This window comes from Stenotrophomonas sp. 112478_Sma, assembly GCF_056479905.1.
Genome location: NZ_CM151072.1, coordinates 2,818,562 through 2,838,032 on the forward strand (window position 1 = coordinate 2,818,562; position 19,471 = coordinate 2,838,032).

Sequence of the window (19,471 nt, forward strand, 5' to 3'; positions counted from 1 at the left end):
ATGTGGAGCCGAGCATGGGCCCGGCGCTACACCTTTCCAGCAGGCGGCTCCGGTGCATCGTCACAGATGCGATGCTGCACCACGGTTTCACCCACCTTCCATTCCTTCACCACCCTGCAGCGTTCCTTGAGCCTGTCAGGCTTGGCGAGCTTGGCCGCCGCAGCATCCGCTTCGTCGGCAGCGGCGGTCTGCTGGCGTTCCAGCCAGGCTGATGGCGGTGTCGCGGGCGTGGCAGGGGCCGGCGCCGCGAGCGCCAATGCCAGTACCGCGATGGCCGGCGTCATCACGCAGCCACCGGACCGCGGCCGCCACCCAGCAGGCGTGCCGGCAGCATGAACAGCGCGCGCAGGAACGCGAACAGCGCCGAGAACGTGATGCCGACCAGGCGGAACGGCAGGCTCAGCAGCCACACGAACGGCCAGGCGATCAGGGCAAGGATCGCCAACGGCCAGCACAGCACGAACAGCAGGCACCACACGCCCAGCGCGAACAGGGTCTTCATCACGGTCTCCTTGCAGCGGCCCCTTGCCGCCTGCGACCACAGTGCCGCCCTGCCCCGGAGGGAGCAAACGGTTTGCGACGAAACCCGGCAGGGCGCGATGAAACCCGGAACGCAGCCGCTATACCTGCACCGCCCCCGGGCGGCCGTGGGCGACCTGGAAACGCGCGGCGGTCCGCACCGCGGCATCGGTACGCAGCACGCTGTCGGCCAAGCGCAGTTCCGCATCCACGGCCTGCCGGTTGAGCTGCAGCTTCCACCAGCCACGGCGATCGCCGTCGAAATAGCGGATGTGCGGATTCAGGGGAATCGACGGTCCGTAGTAAGGGCCATACGGTGTGTCGTCTCCGCCACTGCTGATGGCGGGGGCGATGAACTCGGTGGCCACCACGGGAGCATCAGCCGCATCGAAGTCCAGCTTCAGATCGTTGACGAAGGTGGAATGCCAGTCGCCTCCCAGCACGATCGCATTGCCCTGCCCGCCCGCCTGCAGCGCCTGCAGCAACCGGTTGCGCGCGGCAGGATACCCATCCCAGGCATCGTTCCAGAACCGCTCGCGCGGGGTGCCGCCGTCCAGCCGCAGCTGCGCCATCAGCAGCTGCTGCACCACCACATTCCAGCGCGTGCCCCGCGCGGCCGCCATCGACTGTGCGAACCACGCCTCCTGGCCGGACCCGAGCATGCTCATGCGCGGGTCCAGTGCCGCCTCGCAGCGCGGTGACTCGCCCACGCCGCAGGGGTTGGCCGGACGGAACTGGCGGCAATCGAGCAGGCTCAGCTGCGCGAGGTCGCCGTAGCGCAGGCGCCGGTGCACCCGCAGGCCATCATTGCCGGCCGGAGCGCTGCGCATGGGCAGGTGCTCGTAGAAGGCACGATAGGCAGCGGCCCGCCGGACGATGAAGTCCTCCACCGGCACGCTGTCCTTTTCAGGATGGACGCCGGAATAGTCGTTCTGCACCTCATGGTCATCCCAGATCACCGCAAAGGCGTGCGCGGCGTGCGCTGCCTGAAGGTCCGGATCGAGCTTGTACAGCGCGTACTGGTCGCGATAACGCTGCAGACTGACGGTCTCGCCGCTGAATCGCTCCGCATCCAGTGTGCGGCCGCGTGCGTTCTGCAGTGGACTGTACTCGTACAGATAGTCGCCGGCATGCAGCACCAGGTCGACATCGCTCCGCGCGATATCACGCAGTACCGGGTAGTAGCCGCTGTTCCAGGCCTGGCAGGTGCACAGGGCCAGGCGCAGCTGCTGCAGCTGCGCGTCCGGCAGCGGCGCGGTGCGGAAGTGGCCGACCGTGCTTTCCTCATCAGCGTCGCAGGCAAAACGGTAGTAATAGTCACGGCCGGGACGAAGGCCATTGATCTCCACGTGCACCGAATGCGCCAGCTCGGGCACCGCTGCGGCGACGCCACGCTGCACCGGACGGCGCATGCCGGGATCTTCGGCCACGAACCAGCGCACCGGCACCGCCCGCGGCGGCATGCCACCACCGTTGAGCGGATCGGGGGCGAGCCGTGTCCACAGCACCGCCCCCTGCGGATCCGGATCGCCGGCGGCGACGCCGAGGGTGAACGGATCGCGGCCCAGACGTGGCCGTGGGCCTGCCGTGGCCAGCCCCGGCATCGCCGCCAGTGCGATCGCCGCCCCCGTACCCTGCCACGCCATGCGCAGCAGGCGACGACGGTGCTCCGGATCCATGGGCCGCTGCATCAGAAGCGCACGGTCGCCGTCGCCATCACCTGCCGCGGCGCACCCACCTGCATGGTCGCCAGGCTGCGCGTGGGATCTGCGGCATAGGTGCCGTTGGTGTTGATCGAAGACAGGTAACGCTTGTCCGCCAGGTTGGTCAGGTTCACTGCCACTGTCAGGTTCTGCGCGGGCCCCAGGGAGCCGAAATCGTAAGCCACCGAGGCGTTGACCAGCCAGTAACCGGGAACCGACAGGTCATTGGTATAGGTCACGTAACGCTTGCCGACATGGTTGGCGGACAGGCGCATGTCCCACGGGCCCGGCGTCCAGGCCAGGGTGCTGGCGAACATCCATTCCGGCGTATCCACGGTCTTCCTGCCGCGGGTCGGTACCACCCCGTTGTTGACGTAGTCGTCGTCGTAGGTGCTGTCGTTCCACGACAGCGCGTTGGACCAGGTGACGTCCTGCACCGGCTTCAGCTGCAGGGTCGCCTCGGCACCGCGGCTGGTCACCGAACCGACGTTGGAGAACAACGCAGGGCAGCCGAGGATGCCCACGCACTGGGCGATGGCAAGCAGGCGGTTGTCGAACTTCACGTCGTACACCGCGACCGACGCCTCATACCCCTGCCCGTAGCCGCGCCAGCCCAGTTCGATCGTGCGCGACTGCTCCGGCTTGAGGTTGCGTGCACTGGCGTCGAAGGCCTGCTGCGGCACGTTGAACGGACTGCCCACGCCCAGCGCATAGGCGGCGATGTTCCTGGCGAACGAACCGAAGATTTCATTGCCTTCGTTGAGCTTGAAATTGAAGCCGGCCTGCGGCAGCAGTCCCTTGCTGGAGGTCAGGCTGCTGTTGTTGGCATAGCTGCCCAGCGGCGTGCGGACGCGGGTGCGGGTGTGCGGCGACTTCGCGCCGATGTCCACCGTCAGGCGGTCGTCGAACAGACGGAAGCGGTCCTGCACATAGAACTGGCGGGTGATGGTGGTGTAGAGCTGGCGCCACACGCGCTGGTCCGGATTGCGCAGGAAGAAGTCATCGGTGATCGGGCCATCGATGTAGTAGAAGTTGCGCTGCACGCTGTGGCCGTTGTCCTCGTACCACAGGCCGGCTTCCAGCTCGTGCCCGCCGACGTTCCAGGTGAACGCGGAGGTCACGCCGGTACGGTCGATCGCGTACTCGGTGGTGCGGATCGAGATCGGGATCTCGCGCGCGGTGCCCGGATTGGAGGGATTGGACGGACTGAACCAGTGGCCCTGCCCGCGGTTGCTGTGATTGTAGACATTGACCTTCAGGCGCATCGCTTCGTTGAGGCCGAAGTCGCCGGCGACGCTGGAGATATCGTCGTTGCGCAGGCCATGACCGGAGTAGTACGCATCCCAGGGGCTGTTGACGCCGCCACTGAACTGCCCGCGTGCCGCGGCCAGCGCGCGGTCCCAGTCCGGCGCGTAGTTGTCCCAGGTCCAGCCGAGGCGGTCGATCATCTCCAGCGACAGATCCTGGTAGTCCGCCTCGACCCGGCGTGATGCGTTGAACAGCGCGGTGATCCTGCTGTCCACGCCGAAGTTGTAAACGGCCTTGCCGTTGAACTGCTTGAGCTCCTGCGAGCCCTTTCCCTTCCACTTGTCGCCTTCGGAGTACACGCCGGACAGGTACGCGGCAAACCCCTGGTGCTCGCCGGTCTCCAGGCGGGCATAGCTGCGCCGCGCGTTGTCGCTGCCGAAGCCCTGCGCCAGCACCACGCCGTACTCGGTGGAAGGATCGATCGAATAGAACTGGAACACGCCCCCCAGGTTGCTGGTGGACGGCGTCCCCAGCGCGCCGATGCCGGTGGAGACTTCCGCACCGCCCAGGTTCTCGCTGATGACCGCGCGGCTGACATGAAGGCCGTTGCTGTTGCCGTAGCTCATGTTGCCCAGCGGAATGCCGTCCAGCGTGTAGCCAAGCCGGTTCTGGTTGAAGCCGCGCAGGCTGATGCTGGTCGACCACTCGTAGGCACCGGTGGCGTCACCCGACTCGAAATGCACGCCCGGCTTGCTGGCCAGCAGCTTGAGCGGATTCGCGCCCGGCGGCAGCACCTTCATGTCCTCGGCGGTGACACGCTGCACCTGGCGCGCTTCGCCGCGGCCGATCACCGAGATCGAATCGAGGGTGGTCGCCGACTGTGCATCGGAGGTGGGGGCGGTTTCAGCGGCCGCCAGCGACGGCAGCGAGGCACAGACCAGCAGAGCCAGCAGATTGCGGCGGAGCGGAGCGTGGGACGGCATGGGAGGCGGATTCCTTGGACGCGCTGGACGCCAGCGACGGGCGTCGGAAGTGGGAGGACAGCGGCGGCATGGTAGGAAGGCCCAGTTACATGTCAGTTACACGTCATGTGACCATCGCCCGGCAAGGTACGCGCCTTGCGCTCGCACCAACGCAAAGAGCCGGGCACGCGCCCGACTCTTGCAGAACAGAAGGAGATCGCCGGCCCGCGGCCGGCAGCCCTACTCGAACGAACCGACCGAATCGTGGGCCAGATTGTCGAAACGCGTGTACTCGCCGAAGAACTTCAGTTTGCACGAACCGGTCGGGCCGCCACGGTGCTTGCCGATGATGATTTCGGCCAGGCCCTTGTCCGGTGAGTTTTCCTTGTTGTAGTAGTCGTCGCGGTAGATGAACACGATCATGTCCGCGTCCTGCTCGATGGCGCCCGATTCGCGCAGGTCAGCCATCACCGGGCGCTTGTCGGTACGCGTTTCCAGCGAGCGGTTGAGCTGGGAAAGTGCGATCACCGGCACGTTCAGCTCCTTGGCCAAGCCCTTCAGCGAACGCGAGATCTCCGAGATTTCTGTCGCGCGGTTCTCGCTGTTGCCGGGCACGCTCATCAGCTGCAGGTAATCGATCACGATCAGGCCCAGGTCGTGCTCGCGCTTGAGGCGGCGGCACTTGGAGCGCAGCACTTCCGGCGATACGCCCGGCGTGTCGTCGATGAAGATCTTGGTTTCCTTCAGCATCTTGATCGCGCTGGTGACGCGGCTCCAGTCCTCGTCTTCCAGCTGGCCGGTACGCAGGCGCTGCGCGTTGATCCGGCCATTGGAGGAGATCAGTCGCATCGCCAGCTGTGATGCGGACATTTCCATCGAGAACACCGCCACGCCCTTCTTCGACTTGATCGCCGCATACTCGGCGATGTTCAGCGCGAAGGTGGTCTTGCCCATCGCCGGGCGCGCGGCCAGGATGATCAGGTCGGTCGGCTGCAGGCCGGCCGTCATCGCGTCGAAATCGTTGTAGCCGGTTGGCAGGCCGGTGATGTTGCCGCCGTTCTCGAAGCGGTTGCGCAGTTCCTCGAAGGCATCCTTCAGCGCGCCGGGCATGGCGACGAAATCCGTACGCCCGCGTGCGCCCTGCTCGGCAATGGCGAACACGCTCTTTTCCGCCGACGCCAGCAGCTCGCTGCTGTCGCGGCCTTCCGGCTGGAAACCATCGTTGACGATGTCGGTACCGACCTGGATCAGCTGCCGCAGCACCGCCTTGTCACGTACGATCTCGGCGTAGGCCGCGATGTTCGCCGCCGAAGGCGTGGTGCTGGCCAGTTCGATCAGATAAGCGCCATCCCCTACCAGCTCCAGCTTGCCCTGCGATTCGAACCATTCGCCCAGCGTCACCGCATCGAAGGGTCGGTCACGCTCGGACAGCTCTCGGATCGCGCGGTAGATCATCTGATGATCGCGGCGATAGAAGTCGGTCTCGGTCAGCTGGTCGTTGACCCGGTCGAACGCTTCGGGTGCCAGCATCAGGCCACCCAGCACCGCCTGCTCGGCCTCCACCGAATGCGGTGGCACCCGCAGCTGGTCGATGCGCGAATCATCGCGTTCGAAGCCATCACCGCGGTCTCTGCGGTTGGAACGGAAGCCGGGACGGGCGGACATGCGGCGGTGTTTCCTGCAAAAGTGGGGCCAGACGAGTGTAGGCATGCGCCGACCCTGGCGGCCATGGACAAGCCTGTGGATAAGCCGTGGAAGAACGGGGGATATCCGCCGGAGCCTGGCCAGAATGGCGCGGAGGCGTCGCACTGCCTGCGACGGGCGCCCGTGCGACGCCCGAGTGCGTCATTATCGCAGATCAGCCGGCCAGGGTCGGATTCCGTGCAGCGTACGGGCTCTGGCCCGCTCAGCTGCAAGTGGGGTCAGAGCCCGCCGCTGCGCGCCGGGATCCGACCCCGGATGTGGCTGGGGTCGGATCCCTCTGCAACGCAGAGGGCTCTGACCCCATACGTCTCAATCGCCCTTCACGTGCACCGCGATCAGCGCCAGGAACCGGTCCACATACCCCTGCAGGAATTCCCGCGTGGCGTCGTTGTTGATCGTGCCGTCGGCCTCGATCAGGCCGTCCTTGAAATGGATGAACGCTTCCGGCTGGCCGAGCACATGCATGTCGAGGAAGGCCAGGCTGTTGCGCAGGTGCTGCTGGGCCACCGCGGTGCCGATCTGGCCGATGGACGCACCGATCACCGCAGCCGGCTTGCCTGCGAATGCGCTGTCGCCATAGGGGCGCGAGCCGATGTCGATGGCGTTCTTCAGCACGCCCGGCACCGAACGGTTGTATTCGGGTGTCACGAACAGCACGGCGTCGGCGGCACGCACCTGCTCCTTCAGGCGGACACACGATGGCGGGTAATCGGCGTCGAAATCCTGGTCATACAGGGGAAGGTCGCGGATCTGCACGTACTGGAACCGGGCCCGGTCGCCGGCAAGCTTTTCAAGTGCATGGGCCAGCCGGCGGTTGCATGACTCCCGGCGCAGGCTTCCGACGAACACGGCGATGGTGGGAACGGACATCGGACGGACTCCTCATGGTGCGGGAAACCCATCCTATTCACCGTCCCCTTTCCAGGCAGTGAAGGTCAGCCGCTGATGCTGGCCCGGACCTGGCGCCAGTGGGCCTGCCATGCCTGGAACATCAGCACGTTCCACAGATGCGTGTGCCACTTGCGCTGGCCGCCAAGGAACTGCTGCCACAGCGGCTGCACCGCGGCCGCCGACAGCACGCCTTCGCGTTCCAGCCGCGAAGGCTGCAGCAGATCGTCGGCCCACGGCCGCAGGTCGCCCTTCAGCCAGTCGCTGACAGGCGCACCGAAACCACGCTTGGGCCGGTGCACCATCGCGTGCGGGACGTATCGGCCCAGCACGCGCTTGAGCAGGACCTTGCTGGTCGTTTCACTGCGCTTGAAGCCCAGCGGCAGCGACCAGGCGAACTCGGCCACCCGCCAGTCCAGCAACGGCGCACGCGCCTCCAGGCTGACCGCCATCGAAGTGCGGTCGACCTTGCACAGCAGGTCATCAGGCAGGTAGGTCACGAAATCGGCCAGCATCATCGCGTCTGCCGGCGTGCCCGCACCGTGCAGCGGATCGGCCAGGTCATAGAAGCTGCCAGCCGGCTGCGCACCGGGCACCACCGCCGCCGGGTCACGCCAGCGCGAAATGCGGTTGCGGTACACATCGCCGATGCCGCGGGCGCCGGTTTCGGCCAGCAGCGCCGCCAGACCTCCCGTGCGCGACGCCTCGCCCTGCTGCTGCGCGCGGGCCCCCATCCAGCGCCGCAGCGGGCCCGGCACGCGACCCAGCATCTGCCAGTTGCGCAGCGCGCGCACGTAGCGGGTGTAGCCGAAGAACAGCTCATCGCCACCATCGCCGGACAAGGCCACGGTCACCCCCTGCCTTGCCAGCCGGGCCACCAGCGCGGTCGGCACCTGCGAGGCATCGGCAAAAGGCTCGTCGAACATCGTCGGCAACTGCGGCACCACCGCCAGTGCGTCGGCCCCGCTGACGTAGAGTTCGGTGTGGTCGCAGCCCAGATGCGCGGCCAGTTCCCTGGCCAGCGGTGCCTCATCGTGGCTTGAATCCTGGAAACCGATGCTGAAGCTGTGCACCGGCTGCCTGCTCTGCGCCTGCATCAGCGCCGCCACCAGCGACGAATCGGTCCCCCCGGACAGGAACACGCCGACGGGCACGTCCGCGACCATGCGCAACGCCACGGCGTCGCGCAGCAGGGCATCAAGCTGCTCCTCGGCCTCCTCGATGCGGCCCTGGAAGGGTGCAGCCAGTGCGGCCTGCATGCGCGCACGCGCGTCCCAGTACGGACGCTGCGCCTGCTCCGGCCGGTGCGCGCCGGCTCCGGCGGCAACCATCGGCGCATCCACCCGCAGCACCCGGCCGGGCATCAGCTTGTAGCAGCGCTGATGGATGCTGTGCGGCGCCGGGATGTAATCCAGCCGCAACAGCAGCGTCAACGCATCCCGATCGATATCGTTGTCGAACGCTGGATGCTGCCACAGTGCCTTCAGCTCGGAACCGAACACCAGCGCGTCACCGGCCCAGCCGTAGTACAGCGGCTTCTTGCCGACCCGGTCGCGGGCCAGCCAGAGGCACTGCTCGCTGCGGTCCCACAGAGCGATGGCGAACATGCCGTTGCAGCGCTGCAGGGTGTCTTCCAGGCCCCACTGCAGGATCGCAGCCAGCAGCACCTCGGTATCGGAGTGGCCACGGAACGCATGGCCCAGCGGCTCCAGTTCGGCGCGCAGGGCCGCGAAGTTGTAGACCTCGCCGTTGTAGGCCATCACATAGCGGCCGTCGGACGATGCCATCGGCTGGTGGCCCAGCGGGGACAGATCGAGGATGCTCAGCCGGCGGTGCGCCAGTGCGATCCCGGCAGCGGCATCGACCCAGGTGCCACCATCATCCGGCCCGCGATGGTGCAGCGCCTGGCCCATGGCCAGGGCCTGTGCCTGCAGTTCCTCGGCCGGCACCATCGGTGCCGGCAACAGCATTCCCGCCAATCCACACATGCATCAGGGTTCCTGCGCCAGGTCGAGGGCGGCGCCAATCACCGCATTGTCGCTTGGAAGCCCGAACATTGCTGCCCCCGCCAGCGGCGTATAGGTATCGGCGCCGCAGACCCGACGCAGCGGCAGGTGACCGAAGCCGGCCTCGACCAGGGCCGTGACCACCCCCTCGCCCACGCCACCGCTGTGACGCCCCTCGTCCAGCACCAGCACGCGCCGCGCCGTGGCCGCCTGGGTGGCAATGAATCCGCCGTCCAGCGGCACCAGCCAGCGCAGGTCAACCACCCTCACCTGCCACCCGAGCTGCTGGTCGATCACCCGCGCGGCACGCAGCGCCATCGGCACGCCATTGCCATAGGTGTAGATCACCAGATCCTGCGCCTCGGGGGCATACACCCGGCCCTCCCCCGGCAGCAGCGCCTGGCCCTGTTGCGGGTAGTCGAACAGCCACTGGCCGTCACCCGGCTCGTGCAGGTCCTTGCTCATGTACAGCGCGATCGGCTCCAGGAACACCGCCACGCGGCCATCCACCCGGGCCAGCGCCGCCAACGTGCGCAGCATCATCACGGCGTCGTCGCCACGCGAGGGACAGCCCACCACCAGGCCGGGAATGTCGCGCAGGGCGGTGATCGAATTGTCGTTGTGGAAATGGCCACCGAATCCCTTCTGGTAGCCCAGCCCTGCCACCCGCACCAGCATCGGGTTGCGGAACTGGTCATTGGAGAAGAACTGCAGCGAACACGCCTCGCCACGTATCTGGTCGATGGCATTGTGCAGGTAGGCCAGGTACTGGATCTCGGGGATCGGCAGCATGCCCATGTTGGCCAGCCCCTGCGCCATGCCCAGGATCATGGTCTCGTCCAGCAGCGTGTTGAACACCCGACGCGGGCCGAAACGACGCAGCAGGTCGCGGGTCAAGGTGTACACGCCTCCCTTCTGCGCCACATCCTCGCCGAACAACAGGCTTTGCGGATACTTGCACAGCAGTTCCTGCAGTCCGTGATTGATCTGGATGGCCAGATGACGCGGCGGTTGTCGCTCCGGCAATGCGTCGGCGCCGCCATACAGCGACAGTCGCGCCTCGTCCGCGACCGCGCGCCGGGCCTCGGCGTGCACCGCTGCAGGTGTATAGGGCGCCAGCGGTGCCATCACCTGCTCAAGGGACTGCAGCTTCGGCTGGCGCTCGGCGTCGGCGGCGGCCGCCATGCAGCGCACACGCATCGCTTCATAGGCCGCCTCGACGGCCGCGGCATCCATCCAGCCCGACTCCATCGCGATCTGCGCCGAGCGCAGCAGCGGATCCTGCGCCTCCGCCGCACACAGCTCCGGCAACGCGCGCCACTCCACCTCGAAATCGGTACCGGCATGCCCCATCAGCCGCGTGGTACGCAGGTGCAGGAAGGTCGGCCTGCGGGTTGCCCGGCAATGCTCGACCGCGGCCTGCACCTGCGCATGGCCGCTGGCCAGATCCAGCCCGTCAGCGAAGAAGTAGTCCAGTCCCGGCTGGCCGCCAAAGCGCTCGGCGATCCATCCCTCCGGTGTTTTCACCGAAATGCCCAGGCCATTGTCCTCGCAGACGAACAGGATGGGCGCCGGCAGTTTCTGGTAGGCCGACCACATGGCGGTGTTGAACGCCGTCTGTGCGGTGGCGTGATTGGCCGAGGCGTCGCCGAAGGAACAGACCACGATGCTGTCGGCCGGAATCGGCAACGGCTGGCCCAGGCGCTTGCCGCTCTCGATGGCCAACGCAGTGCCCAGCGCCTTGGGCAGGTGCGAGGCGATCGTCGAGGTCTGTGGCAACACCCACAGCGGCCGGCTGCCCCACACCTTGTGCCGGCCTCCGCTGGCAGGATCGTCGGCGCTGGCGGCGAACGACAGTGCCGCGTCGCGCACTGGATCCATGCCCGGCACCTGCCGCGCGCGCTCGGCCATGAAGGCGCCGGAGCGGTAGTGCAGGAACGCAGGATCGGTGTGCCGGCAGGCCCGCGCCAACAGCGCATTGCCCTCGTGTCCGGACGAGCCGATGGTGTAGAAGACCTTGTTCTGCACGCGCAGCACGCGTGCCATCAGGTCCAGCTGGCGGCTGGCCAGCTGCGAATCGAACAGGTCGGCAAAGGCCGCCGCGCTGAGCGTGCTGCCTGGCAGGATCGGCGCGTGCGGCGCGGGCCGTGGCCGTGGCGTGCCCCGCCAGCCGCGCACCGCCTCCAGGAAATTGACGTCGCACACTTCGGCGCGGTTGAGCCCGCGCATGCGCGCGGGAATGGGATCTGGAACCACAGCGAACATCGAACACCCTCCGTGTCGTTGTTGCGTAGCGTGGCGCGGGCCCGCCCGGCTTCCCCCGCAGTCGGCCTGCCCGACGCTCCCCTTGGAATCAGGCCACCGCGTTGAATCGCGCCAGCACCTCCGCGCCCACGGCCGGCATCGGCACGAACCGCGGCTGCGCCCGGACCCGCTGTAGCCAGGCCTGCACCTGCGGGAACGGATCAAGGCGGATGCCACCATCGCTGGCAACGTCGGTGTAGGCAAACAGCGCGATATCGGCGATGCCATAACTGCGGCCGGTGAACCAGGGCGACTGCCGCAGGTGCTGTTCCATTACCGCCAGTGCGGTGCTGGCGCGCTCCTGCAGGCGCGGCAGTTCGGCGCGCCGCGGGGAGTCGGCCGGCGTCCAGCCACGGATGAAACGGGCCACCGCCACGCAGGGTTCATGCGTGTACTGCTCGAAGAACATCCAGCTCAACGCCTGCGCCCGCTCCCAGCCATCGCCGGGCAGGTAGGGCGTGCCCTCGGCCAGCCAGAACAGGATCGCGTTCGATTCGGTCAACACGCGGCCGTCCTCGCGCACGATCAACGGCACCTTCGCATTGGGATTCAATGCCAGGAACTCCGGCGTGTGGGTCTGGCCATGGGCGCTGTCCACCTCCACCCAGCGATAGCGGCTGCCGAGGTGTTCCAGCAGCATGCGCACCTTGTGGCAATTGCCTGAAACGGACATGCCATGCACCGTCAACGGAACGCGTTCTTCCACCATTGCCTGCTCCAGGAGACCCGGCCGACGACCGGTTGCGCGCAGTCTGGCAAGCGCGCCCGCCGATGCCAAGCGCGGGTGCAGCATGCCCACCGCGCAGCCCGCCGCTGGATGCAGCCCGTCGGGCCCCTCAGCGCACGCGCTGCTGCCACTGCTGGCGCGACTGCCCCCAGATCTGCATCGGTTTGCCCTGGTACGGCGGCGGCAGCTCGCCCATGCGCAGCAGCGTACTGCCCAGCTTGCGGGCCACGACACGGGAATTCTCGTTGTCCTCGGCAATGGTATGGATCACCTCCTCCCACCCGAGTGCGTTGAATGCCCAGTCGATCGCAGCGGTCGCCGCCTCCGGCGCGTAGCCCTTGCCCCAGCTGGCACGCCGGATGCTCCAGCCGACCTCGGTGCCCGGCCAGTCCTGTGGCTGCCAGGGCCCCATGCGACCGACCCACTCACCACTGGATTTCTCGATCACGCTGAACATCGAAAAGCCGAACAACTGCCACGCGCCAGCCAGGCTGCAGAATCCACGCCATGCCACTGACGGTGGCTGTACTCCGCCCAGCGTGCGCATCACCTCTTCATCCGCGCAGAACGCCAGATAGGGCTCGAAATCCTCGCGATGCGGTGGGCGCAGGATCAGGCGCTCGGTTTCCAGGCGCAGGTCGAAGATGCTCATGCCGACTCCAGGGCGATGACGGAGCGCCATCATCGCAAATGTCACCCGGCCACAAAAACAGACAGGCCGGCAGAAGCCGGCCTGTCGCCTGTCCGCTGCAGCGGCGGGATTACTGGCGGGTCGGTGCCGTGGCGCCGGCTGCCGCTGTCTGCGTGACCAGCTGGCCATCGACCACCGGCAGGCGATCGCTGGCTGGCTTGTTGTCCATGCGCACGGTCTTCTCGGCACCATCATAGCGGTAGGTCACGTTGTAACCCTTGACCACGTCGTTGGTGCCCATGGCGATGCGGTTGCCGGGCTTGCTGGCCATGCGCATGGTGCCGGTGGTGCCGTCCTCGTTGCGATAGGTGACGTTGTAGCCGGTGACACGGCTCGACTCGGAGGTGGCGGTCTCGGTGTGGCACTGGCGCTCGGTGCGGTTGACCACACGGCCACCGACGTGGCGCTTGTCCACCTGGTTGCCGATCAGGCCGCCGGCCACGGCACCGGCTGCGGTCGCCGCCTTCCTGCCATTGCCGCCGCCAACCTGATTACCCAGCAGGCCACCGATCACCGCGCCGGCGACGGTGCCACCGACGTTGCCATCACGCTCGGGCAGGCGTTCCTGCACGACCACATCCTGGCAGACCTCGTGCGGCGTCTGGGTGGTGGAGGTCTCGCGCACCGCGTCGGTGCCGATGACGGTGGCGTACGCCTTCTGCTTTTCGGTGATCGGGTCGACCTTCAGCACATCGGCATACTCCAGGCCGCGCGGCGCGGTGGCATCGAGCTGGTTGCCACGCGCACCATCGTCGGTGCCGCTGCCATCGGCCAGGCGCGATTCGCCGTTGGGGGCGCCGGCGCTGATGGAATCCGGCGACGGGTTGCCGCTCTTCATGAAGGCGGCCGTGGCGATACCACCCACCAGCAGCGCGCCCGCTGCGACCAGGACAGTTGTAGTTGTGCTTTTCATGACCTGCTCCTTGCGGACCGTCCGCAACGTTCTCGGCACAGATTGCAGCACGGCCTCCCTGAACGGAATCTCCACATTTCCTGCTCGTCGCCGTAACCCATTCAGCATCGGGAAATGCTGGGCCCGTGGTAGCGTTTGCATATTCACCAGGAGGATCCCGCCATGGCCAACCCGATGCTGCTGCCGGTACTGCAATGGGCGCGCCGGCTGCGCTACCCCACGCTGTTCAAGCTCACGGCAGGGCTGTTCGCGCTGACCCTGTTCATTCCCGATCCGCTTCCCTTCGTCGATGAGCTGGTGCTGGGCCTGGCCACACTGCTGCTGGCCAACTGGAAGAGCCGCGGCACCCGCACGCCGCCACCGCTGGAGCAGCGCTGAGCGTGCTGGTCGACAGCCATTGCCATCTCGATGCAGGCGAGTTCGACCCCGACCGTGCCGCCGTGATCGAGCGCGCGCGCGCGGCCGGGGTGCAGTTCCAGGTCGTGCCGGCCGTCACCGCCGCCAGCTGGCCGAAGCTGCGCGAGGTCTGCCAGCAGGCACCCGGCCTGTACCCCGCGTACGGGCTGCATCCGATGTTTCTTGCCGAGCATCGTGCCGGGCACCTTCCGCTGCTGCGGGAATGGATCGAGCGTGAGCGTCCGCGGGCGATCGGCGAATGCGGCCTGGATTATTTCGTGGAAGGCCTGGATGCGGAGGCGCAGCAGACCTATTTCACCGGCCAGCTGCGCTTGGCGCGCGACTTCGACCTGCCGGTGATCGTGCATGCGCGTCGGGCCGTAGATGCGGTGATCGCAGCGATCCGCCGCATCGGTGGCCTGCGCGGCGTGGTGCACAGTTTCTCCGGCAGCCCGGAGCAGGCGGCACAGCTGCATCGGCAGGGCTTCCTGCTGGGTCTGGGCGGCCCCCTGACCTACGAACGGGCACAGCGCCTGCAACGGCTGGTCCGGGAGATGCCGCTGGAGCAGCTGCTGCTGGAAACGGACGCGCCCGATCAGCCCGACGCGGCCATCCGTGGGCAGCGCAATGAGCCGGCACGCCTCTCGATCATCGCGCGCCACGTCGCGGCGTTGCGGCAGACCGACCTGGAGACGGTAGCGAGGACCACGACCGACAACGCGCGGCGGCTGTTCGCGCTGCCGGCCGCCTGATCGCCGTTTCGCCGGGCATGGCCCGGCGCTACCGGTCAAGCCTCAACGGATTCGGACTTGACCCTCTTCGGCTCCAGCAGCATTTCCAGCGCCTTGCCGACGGCGGCAAAGGCGAAGGCACCGGTGATATGGGTGGCTGCCCCCAGCCCTGCGCCGCAATCAAGCTTGAGCGCAGCGTCCGCCCCCAGGTTGGGACGGAGGCCACAGACACTGCCATCGGCCTGCGGATACTTCACGTTCTCCAGCGAGTACACCGCCGGCACGCCGAAGTAACGCTTGGCGTTCTTGGGGAAGTTGAACTCGCTGCGCAGCTTCTTGCGGATCAGCGCCAGCATCGCGTCGTGCTCGGTGCGCGAGACATCGCGGATGCGTACCAGGGTCGGATCGGTGCGGCCACCCGCGGCGCCGACCGTCAGCAGTGGCAGCTTGCGGCGGCGGCACCAGGCGATGGTCTCCACCTTGACCCGGAAGCTGTCGCAGGCATCGATCACCAGATCGAAGCGACGATCAAGCAGTTCCGCCATGTTGGCGGTGGTCAGGAACGCCTGCACCGCGTCGACATCGAGTTCCGGGTTGATCGCCCGGCAGCGCTCGGCCATGGCGTCGGCCTTGTTGCGCCCGTAATTGCCCTCCAGCGCCGGCAGCTGCCGGTTGGTGTTGGACACGCAGATGTCGTCCGCATCGATCAGGGTGAGATGGCCGACCGCCGAGCGCGCGAGCGCCTCGACCACCCACGAGCCGACCCCGCCCATGCCGACCACCGCTACGCGGCTGCCCTGCAGGCGCTCGAGCGCACCCACGCCATACAGCCGTTCGATGCCGGCGAAGCGTTGTTTGACCTGTTCGTTCATCGGTCTATTTTAACGTGCAGCGGCCGGCGTCCACAGCACGCCGGGTCGAACCTACCGTTGCACACCCGGAGAGCCCGCCATGAACGCCAGCCCCCCTCGCCCGCCGTCTACCGCCTATCGCTACCTGTTCGTGCTCGCGCTGGGTCTGCTGATCGGCCTGATCGCCACGGTGATGGTCGGCCGCGCCCTGCAGGCCCGCCGTGACCCCTTCCCGGACAGCCTGATGCAGGTGATGCAGCGGCAATCCCAGTTGCTGCAGCAGGCTCAACAGCAGAACCGCTGCAGCCTGGCCGACAGCGTGCCGCGCCTGCAGACGCTGCGCCTGCTCTCCAACGACCTGGACCTGGCCTTCCCCGGCCTGAAGGACAGCGCGCAGTTCCAGCAGCATGCCAGCCAGTACCGGGCCGGCCTCAATGCCGCCCTGGCGACGCCACCGGCAGACTGCACCGCGCTGGCCCAGGTGGTGCAGACGCTGCAGGCGGACTGCCGCGCCTGCCATCAGGATTTCCGTTGAACAGCGTTCATCCCGCAGCCGGTCATGGCGGCGTTGATTGGCGTCTTGTTCACGTTGGAAAGGAGACGATTCGCGCACCCTGCTGCATGACGCAGTACCACCCAACACATCCGCCTTCACGGCCAGGAGACGCCCCATGAAGATCCAGCTCATCGCCGCCAGTGCCATCGCCACCCTCGCCCTGGCCGGCTGCGCCACCTCGCCGGGTTACGGCGGCGGCGGCTACAACAATGGGTACAACAACGGCGGCTACGGCAACAACTCCGGCTACAACCAGGGCCGTTGCGCCGACTGCGGCATCGTCACCCGCATCAACACCGTGCAGTCCGGCCGCACTGCGCCCAGCGCGACCGGCGCGATCCTCGGCGGCATCGTGGGTGCGGTTGCCGGCCATGAGATCTCCGACCACACCGGCGGCAGCCGCGGCAACAAGAACATCGCCGCAGCGGCGGGTGCCGTGGGTGGCGCGCTGGCCGGCAACCAGATCCAGAAGAACGTGACCAGCGATACGTATGACATCAGCGTGCGCATGGATGACGGACGCACCATCGTCGTCAACCAGCGTGATCTGGGCGGCATCCGCGAAAACACCTACGTTCGCGTGGTCAACGGCCGGGTGATCCTGCGCTGATCCGCTGCCGGCCCCGGACAAAGAAAAAGGCCCGCTTGCGCGGGCCTTTTTCATGTGACGGCTGCAGACCGGTCAGATCGGCTGCACGGCGTCGGCCTGCAGGCCCTTCTGGCCCTGCACGACGGTGAAGGTGACCTTCTGGCCTTCCTTCAGGCTCTTGAAGCCCTGGGTCTGGATGGCGCGGAAGTGCACGAACACGTCTTCGCCGTTTTCACGGCTGATGAAGCCAAAGCCCTTTGCATCGTTGAACCACTTGACAGTACCGTTCTCGCGTTCGGACATCTCACTAACTCCCTGATGACTCTCTCTTGTTGTTGGAAACGCCTTGTGGGCGGCTGACAAGCAAGGGGGAAGCGAGGTGCATCGATGCAGCGGATCGGGAAGATCTTGCTTCATCAGGCCACGATCCACGGTGACCTTGCCAAGCTCAGCGACTGCAACTTAACCCGGCCAAAACGAAAAAGCAACTGGCAAAATCTTTCACTGTCAACCCCAAAAAGACAACCATACGGGACAGCATGGGCCTCTCATTCATCTTGTATCTGCTAGCGGTCATTTTTGTCCTCGTTGGTATTGCCGGCATCGTCCTGCCGGCACTTCCAGGCGTCCCTCTGGTGTTCGTCGGCCTGCTGCTGGCAGCGTGGGCCGACGGCTTCACCCATGTCGGCTGGCCAACCCTGCTGGTACTGGGCGTGCTGACCCTGCTTTCGCTGCTGGCCGATGTACTGGCCACGGTGGTCGGGGCCCAGCGCGTAGGGGCCAGTCGCAAAGCGCTGTGGGGCACCTTCATCGGCAGCATCGCCGGACTGTTCTTCATGCCCATCGGCCTGTTCGCCGGCCCGCTGGTCGGTGCTCTGCTGGGCGAGTACTGGCACACGCGCGAACTGGGCCGCTCGACCAAGGTTGGCCTCGCCACCTGGCTGGGCATCCTGCTGGGCCTGGCGCTGAAACTGGCGATGGTCATCGCGATGCTGGGGCTGTTCGCATTTGCCTGGTTCCTGTAACACATACCGCACGGTCTTCACGCCGCGCGCACACCTGCGCCGGGCATAAGACTCCGTAGGGCTGGCCGTTGCTGCGGGCAGCCGCCACACTGTGCGTCTTCCCGTAGTCATCCCGAAGGGCCTGCTGCAATGACCCTCCCGCCGTTGCTCCCCCGTCTGGCGCCGTTGGCGCTTGCCCTGGCCAGCGCGCCGCTGGCCGCGCAGGAAATCGCGCCTGCCACGACCACCACGCCGGCCGGTTGCGCGGCCATTGAAACCGACGCCGCCCGACTGTCGTGCTACGACCGCCTGTTCGGCCGTACCGCACCGGCCACCGCCGAGGCCGATGCCGCCGCGCAGCAGGCCGCGCAGGCGCTGCGCGAACAGCGTCGCGCCGCCCGCCTGAGCCAGGGCGAAGAGAACCTGCGGGCGCGGGTCGGCGATGTGCTGCGCCCCGCCCCCGACGACAGCGCCCTGGCCAATGCAGGCCGCGGTTCCCTGCTGGACAGCCGCTGGGAACTGGCGGAAGACTCGAAGCTGGGACCGTTCCAGCTGCGGGCCTACAAGCCGGTGTACCTGCTGCCGGCGTTCTGGACCAGCGACAAGAACCAGATGCCGCAGTCGCCGAATCCGGCCAACAGCGTGACCGAGCCGCAGGCGCTGGACAGTGCCGAGCTGAAGTTCCAGATCAGCTTCAAGACCAAGATCGCCGAGAACCTGTTCGGCGACAACGGCGACATCTGGGCCGGCTATACCCAGAGCTCGCGCTGGCAGGCCTACAACGCCGAGAATTCGCGCCCGTTCCGCGAGACCAATTACGAGCCGGAAGTGATGATGGTGTTCCGCAACGGCTACTCCATTGGTGGCTGGCGCGGACGCATGACCGGCATCAGCCTCAACCATCAGTCCAACGGCCGCGCCGATCCCCTTTCGCGCAGCTGGAACCGGGTGATGCTCAACGTCGGGCTGGACCGCGAGAACTGGGCGCTGGTGCTGCGGCCCTGGTACCGCATTCCCGAAACGCGCAGCGATGACAACAACCCGGACATCGAGGATTACATGGGCCGCGGCGACGCGACCCTGATCTGGAACCGCAATGGCCACGAAGTGTCCCTGATGGCGCGCCATTCGCTGCGTACCGGCGACCGTTCGCATGGCGCCCTGCAGCTCGACTACGGTTTCCCGATCAGCAACCTGCTGCGCGGCCACATCCAGGTCTTCGACGGATACGGCGAAAGCCTGATCGACTACAACCACAAGGCCACCTACGTGGGCGTGGGCGTGTCGCTGCTGGAATGGTTCTGATGGGCGTGACGATCTGGCACAACTCGGCGTGCAGCAATTCGCGCGGCGCACTGAAGCTCATCCGCGACGCCGGCATCGAGCCGGAGGTGATCGAGTACCTGCAGGCACCGCCCGACGTGGCGACCCTGCGCCAGCTGCTTGCCGAATCCGGGCTGGCCGCCGCCGACCTGGTGCGCAGCAAGGAACCGGAGTTTGCCGGTCTGGCGCTGGCCGGGGCCGATGAGGCGACCCTGCTGGCGGCGATGGCGACGCACCCGCGCCTGATCAACCGGCCCGTGGTGCGCACGGCCAAGGGCACGCGCCTGTGCCGCCCGCCGGAAACGGTGCTGGAGATCCTGTAGCCCGGACGCACCACCCGGCAGCGCCGGGCCATG

At 67.0% G+C, this 19,471-nt stretch carries 20 protein-coding genes; 7 read left to right on the plus strand and 13 right to left on the minus strand.

What is annotated here, in order from left to right; all coding sequences use genetic code 11:
• Positions 1-26: 26 nt before the first annotated feature.
• The 11 genes from ACZK08_RS12880 to ACZK08_RS12930 form a co-directional block, all read right to left on the minus strand.
• Complete coding sequence (locus tag ACZK08_RS12880) at positions 27-284, minus strand: hypothetical protein (RefSeq protein ID WP_053515367.1); 258 nt, start codon at positions 282-284, stop codon at positions 27-29.
• Positions 284-502: a hypothetical protein gene (locus ACZK08_RS12885; protein ID WP_053515365.1), complete on the minus strand. Its 219-nt coding sequence runs from the start codon at positions 500-502 to the stop codon at positions 284-286. Before ACZK08_RS12885 ends, ACZK08_RS12880 begins: the two co-directional genes overlap by 1 nt.
• A 118-nt stretch (positions 503-620) precedes the next feature.
• Complete coding sequence (locus tag ACZK08_RS12890) at positions 621-2,210, minus strand: alkaline phosphatase D family protein (protein ID WP_065181973.1); 1,590 nt, start codon at positions 2,208-2,210, stop codon at positions 621-623.
• Positions 2,210-4,453 (minus strand): TonB-dependent receptor family protein, encoded by a 2,244-nt coding sequence (locus tag ACZK08_RS12895; RefSeq protein WP_065181972.1) that lies wholly within the window; start codon positions 4,451-4,453, stop codon positions 2,210-2,212. Before ACZK08_RS12895 ends, ACZK08_RS12890 begins: the two co-directional genes overlap by 1 nt.
• Positions 4,454-4,672: 219 nt before the next feature.
• Positions 4,673-6,097: a replicative DNA helicase gene (locus ACZK08_RS12900; RefSeq protein WP_053515359.1), complete on the minus strand. Its 1,425-nt coding sequence runs from the start codon at positions 6,095-6,097 to the stop codon at positions 4,673-4,675.
• 348 nt (positions 6,098-6,445) lie between these two features.
• Positions 6,446-7,006: an NADPH-dependent FMN reductase gene (locus ACZK08_RS12905; RefSeq protein ID WP_065181971.1), complete on the minus strand. Its 561-nt coding sequence runs from the start codon at positions 7,004-7,006 to the stop codon at positions 6,446-6,448.
• 65 nt (positions 7,007-7,071) lie between these two features.
• Positions 7,072-9,012 carry an asparagine synthase (glutamine-hydrolyzing) gene (gene asnB, locus ACZK08_RS12910; protein ID WP_065181970.1) on the minus strand — a complete coding sequence of 647 codons (1,941 nt, stop codon included), beginning with the start codon at positions 9,010-9,012 and terminating at the stop codon, positions 7,072-7,074.
• 3 nt (positions 9,013-9,015) lie between these two features.
• Complete coding sequence (locus ACZK08_RS12915; RefSeq protein WP_065181969.1) at positions 9,016-11,295, minus strand: thiamine pyrophosphate-dependent enzyme; 2,280 nt, start codon at positions 11,293-11,295, stop codon at positions 9,016-9,018.
• A gap of 88 nt (positions 11,296-11,383) precedes the next feature.
• Complete coding sequence (locus ACZK08_RS12920; protein WP_053515351.1) at positions 11,384-12,043, minus strand: glutathione S-transferase family protein; 660 nt, start codon at positions 12,041-12,043, stop codon at positions 11,384-11,386.
• Between the two features lie 127 nt (positions 12,044-12,170).
• The gene (locus ACZK08_RS12925; protein WP_053515349.1) at positions 12,171-12,713 is read right to left on the minus strand and encodes a GNAT family N-acetyltransferase; all 543 of its coding nucleotides are present in this window, start codon (positions 12,711-12,713) and stop codon (positions 12,171-12,173) included.
• 109 nt (positions 12,714-12,822) lie between these two features.
• Positions 12,823-13,665 carry a glycine zipper 2TM domain-containing protein gene (locus ACZK08_RS12930; protein WP_053515348.1) on the minus strand — a complete coding sequence of 281 codons (843 nt, stop codon included), beginning with the start codon at positions 13,663-13,665 and terminating at the stop codon, positions 12,823-12,825.
• A gap of 162 nt (positions 13,666-13,827) precedes the next feature.
• Between ACZK08_RS12930 and ACZK08_RS12935 the strand changes: the two genes are divergently transcribed.
• Positions 13,828-14,043: a DUF6116 family protein gene (locus ACZK08_RS12935; protein WP_065181968.1), complete on the plus strand. Its 216-nt coding sequence runs from the start codon at positions 13,828-13,830 to the stop codon at positions 14,041-14,043.
• Positions 14,040-14,813: a TatD family hydrolase gene (locus tag ACZK08_RS12940; RefSeq protein WP_065175469.1), complete on the plus strand. Its 774-nt coding sequence runs from the start codon at positions 14,040-14,042 to the stop codon at positions 14,811-14,813. The genes ACZK08_RS12935 and ACZK08_RS12940 overlap by 4 nt, the downstream gene beginning before the upstream one ends.
• Positions 14,814-14,848: 35 nt before the next feature.
• On the opposite strand, the gene ACZK08_RS12945 is transcribed toward ACZK08_RS12940, so the two are convergent.
• Positions 14,849-15,664, minus strand: coding sequence for a tRNA threonylcarbamoyladenosine dehydratase (locus ACZK08_RS12945; RefSeq protein WP_065181967.1), 816 nt, complete (start codon positions 15,662-15,664; stop codon positions 14,849-14,851).
• 79 nt (positions 15,665-15,743) lie between these two features.
• On the opposite strand from ACZK08_RS12945, the gene ACZK08_RS12950 reads away from it, so the two are divergent.
• Both ACZK08_RS12950 and ACZK08_RS12955 read left to right on the plus strand, forming a co-directional pair.
• Complete coding sequence (locus ACZK08_RS12950; protein ID WP_065181966.1) at positions 15,744-16,178, plus strand: hypothetical protein; 435 nt, start codon at positions 15,744-15,746, stop codon at positions 16,176-16,178.
• Between the two features lie 136 nt (positions 16,179-16,314).
• Positions 16,315-16,809 carry a glycine zipper 2TM domain-containing protein gene (locus tag ACZK08_RS12955; protein ID WP_053516924.1) on the plus strand — a complete coding sequence of 165 codons (495 nt, stop codon included), beginning with the start codon at positions 16,315-16,317 and terminating at the stop codon, positions 16,807-16,809.
• 72 nt (positions 16,810-16,881) lie between these two features.
• On the opposite strand, the gene ACZK08_RS12960 is transcribed toward ACZK08_RS12955, so the two are convergent.
• Positions 16,882-17,091 carry a cold-shock protein gene (locus ACZK08_RS12960; RefSeq protein WP_053516923.1) on the minus strand — a complete coding sequence of 70 codons (210 nt, stop codon included), beginning with the start codon at positions 17,089-17,091 and terminating at the stop codon, positions 16,882-16,884.
• Between the two features lie 236 nt (positions 17,092-17,327).
• On the opposite strand from ACZK08_RS12960, the gene ACZK08_RS12965 reads away from it, so the two are divergent.
• The 3 genes from ACZK08_RS12965 (at position 17,328) to arsC (ending at position 19,438) form a co-directional block, all read left to right on the plus strand.
• The gene (locus tag ACZK08_RS12965; RefSeq protein ID WP_065181965.1) at positions 17,328-17,813 is read left to right on the plus strand and encodes a DUF456 domain-containing protein; all 486 of its coding nucleotides are present in this window, start codon (positions 17,328-17,330) and stop codon (positions 17,811-17,813) included.
• A gap of 129 nt (positions 17,814-17,942) precedes the next feature.
• Entirely contained in the window at positions 17,943-19,097 is a 1,155-nt protein-coding gene (locus ACZK08_RS12970; protein ID WP_053516921.1) for a phospholipase A, read from the plus strand.
• Positions 19,097-19,438 (plus strand): arsenate reductase (glutaredoxin), encoded by a 342-nt coding sequence (gene arsC, locus ACZK08_RS12975; protein WP_065181964.1) that lies wholly within the window; start codon positions 19,097-19,099, stop codon positions 19,436-19,438. The genes ACZK08_RS12970 and arsC overlap by 1 nt, the downstream gene beginning before the upstream one ends.
• The last annotated feature ends 33 nt before the right edge of the window (positions 19,439-19,471 follow it).

Excerpts from the sequence above, each read along its gene's own strand:
- ACZK08_RS12895 (WP_065181972.1), bottom strand. The coding sequence starts at position 4,453 with ATGCCGTCCCACGCTCCGCTCCGCCGCAATCTGCTGGCTCTGCTGGTC.
- arsC (WP_065181964.1), top strand. The coding sequence starts at position 19,097 with ATGGGCGTGACGATCTGGCACAACTCGGCGTGCAGCAATTCGCGCGGC.
- ACZK08_RS12880 (WP_053515367.1), bottom strand. The coding sequence starts at position 284 with ATGACGCCGGCCATCGCGGTACTGGCATTGGCGCTCGCGGCGCCGGCC.
- ACZK08_RS12960 (WP_053516923.1), bottom strand. The coding sequence starts at position 17,091 with ATGTCCGAACGCGAGAACGGTACTGTCAAGTGGTTCAACGATGCAAAG.
- ACZK08_RS12970 (WP_053516921.1), top strand. The coding sequence starts at position 17,943 with ATGACCCTCCCGCCGTTGCTCCCCCGTCTGGCGCCGTTGGCGCTTGCC.
- ACZK08_RS12930 (WP_053515348.1), bottom strand. The coding sequence starts at position 13,665 with ATGAAAAGCACAACTACAACTGTCCTGGTCGCAGCGGGCGCGCTGCTG.
- ACZK08_RS12915 (WP_065181969.1), bottom strand. The coding sequence starts at position 11,295 with ATGTTCGCTGTGGTTCCAGATCCCATTCCCGCGCGCATGCGCGGGCTC.
- ACZK08_RS12925 (WP_053515349.1), bottom strand. The coding sequence starts at position 12,713 with ATGAGCATCTTCGACCTGCGCCTGGAAACCGAGCGCCTGATCCTGCGC.
- ACZK08_RS12935 (WP_065181968.1), top strand. The coding sequence starts at position 13,828 with ATGGCCAACCCGATGCTGCTGCCGGTACTGCAATGGGCGCGCCGGCTG.
- asnB (WP_065181970.1), bottom strand. The coding sequence starts at position 9,012 with ATGTGTGGATTGGCGGGAATGCTGTTGCCGGCACCGATGGTGCCGGCC.
- ACZK08_RS12905 (WP_065181971.1), bottom strand. The coding sequence starts at position 7,006 with ATGTCCGTTCCCACCATCGCCGTGTTCGTCGGAAGCCTGCGCCGGGAG.
- ACZK08_RS12945 (WP_065181967.1), bottom strand. The coding sequence starts at position 15,664 with ATGAACGAACAGGTCAAACAACGCTTCGCCGGCATCGAACGGCTGTAT.
- ACZK08_RS12900 (WP_053515359.1), bottom strand. The coding sequence starts at position 6,097 with ATGTCCGCCCGTCCCGGCTTCCGTTCCAACCGCAGAGACCGCGGTGAT.
- ACZK08_RS12920 (WP_053515351.1), bottom strand. The coding sequence starts at position 12,043 with ATGGTGGAAGAACGCGTTCCGTTGACGGTGCATGGCATGTCCGTTTCA.
- ACZK08_RS12955 (WP_053516924.1), top strand. The coding sequence starts at position 16,315 with ATGAAGATCCAGCTCATCGCCGCCAGTGCCATCGCCACCCTCGCCCTG.
- ACZK08_RS12965 (WP_065181965.1), top strand. The coding sequence starts at position 17,328 with ATGGGCCTCTCATTCATCTTGTATCTGCTAGCGGTCATTTTTGTCCTC.
- ACZK08_RS12885 (WP_053515365.1), bottom strand. The coding sequence starts at position 502 with ATGAAGACCCTGTTCGCGCTGGGCGTGTGGTGCCTGCTGTTCGTGCTG.
- ACZK08_RS12890 (WP_065181973.1), bottom strand. The coding sequence starts at position 2,210 with ATGCAGCGGCCCATGGATCCGGAGCACCGTCGTCGCCTGCTGCGCATG.
- ACZK08_RS12950 (WP_065181966.1), top strand. The coding sequence starts at position 15,744 with ATGAACGCCAGCCCCCCTCGCCCGCCGTCTACCGCCTATCGCTACCTG.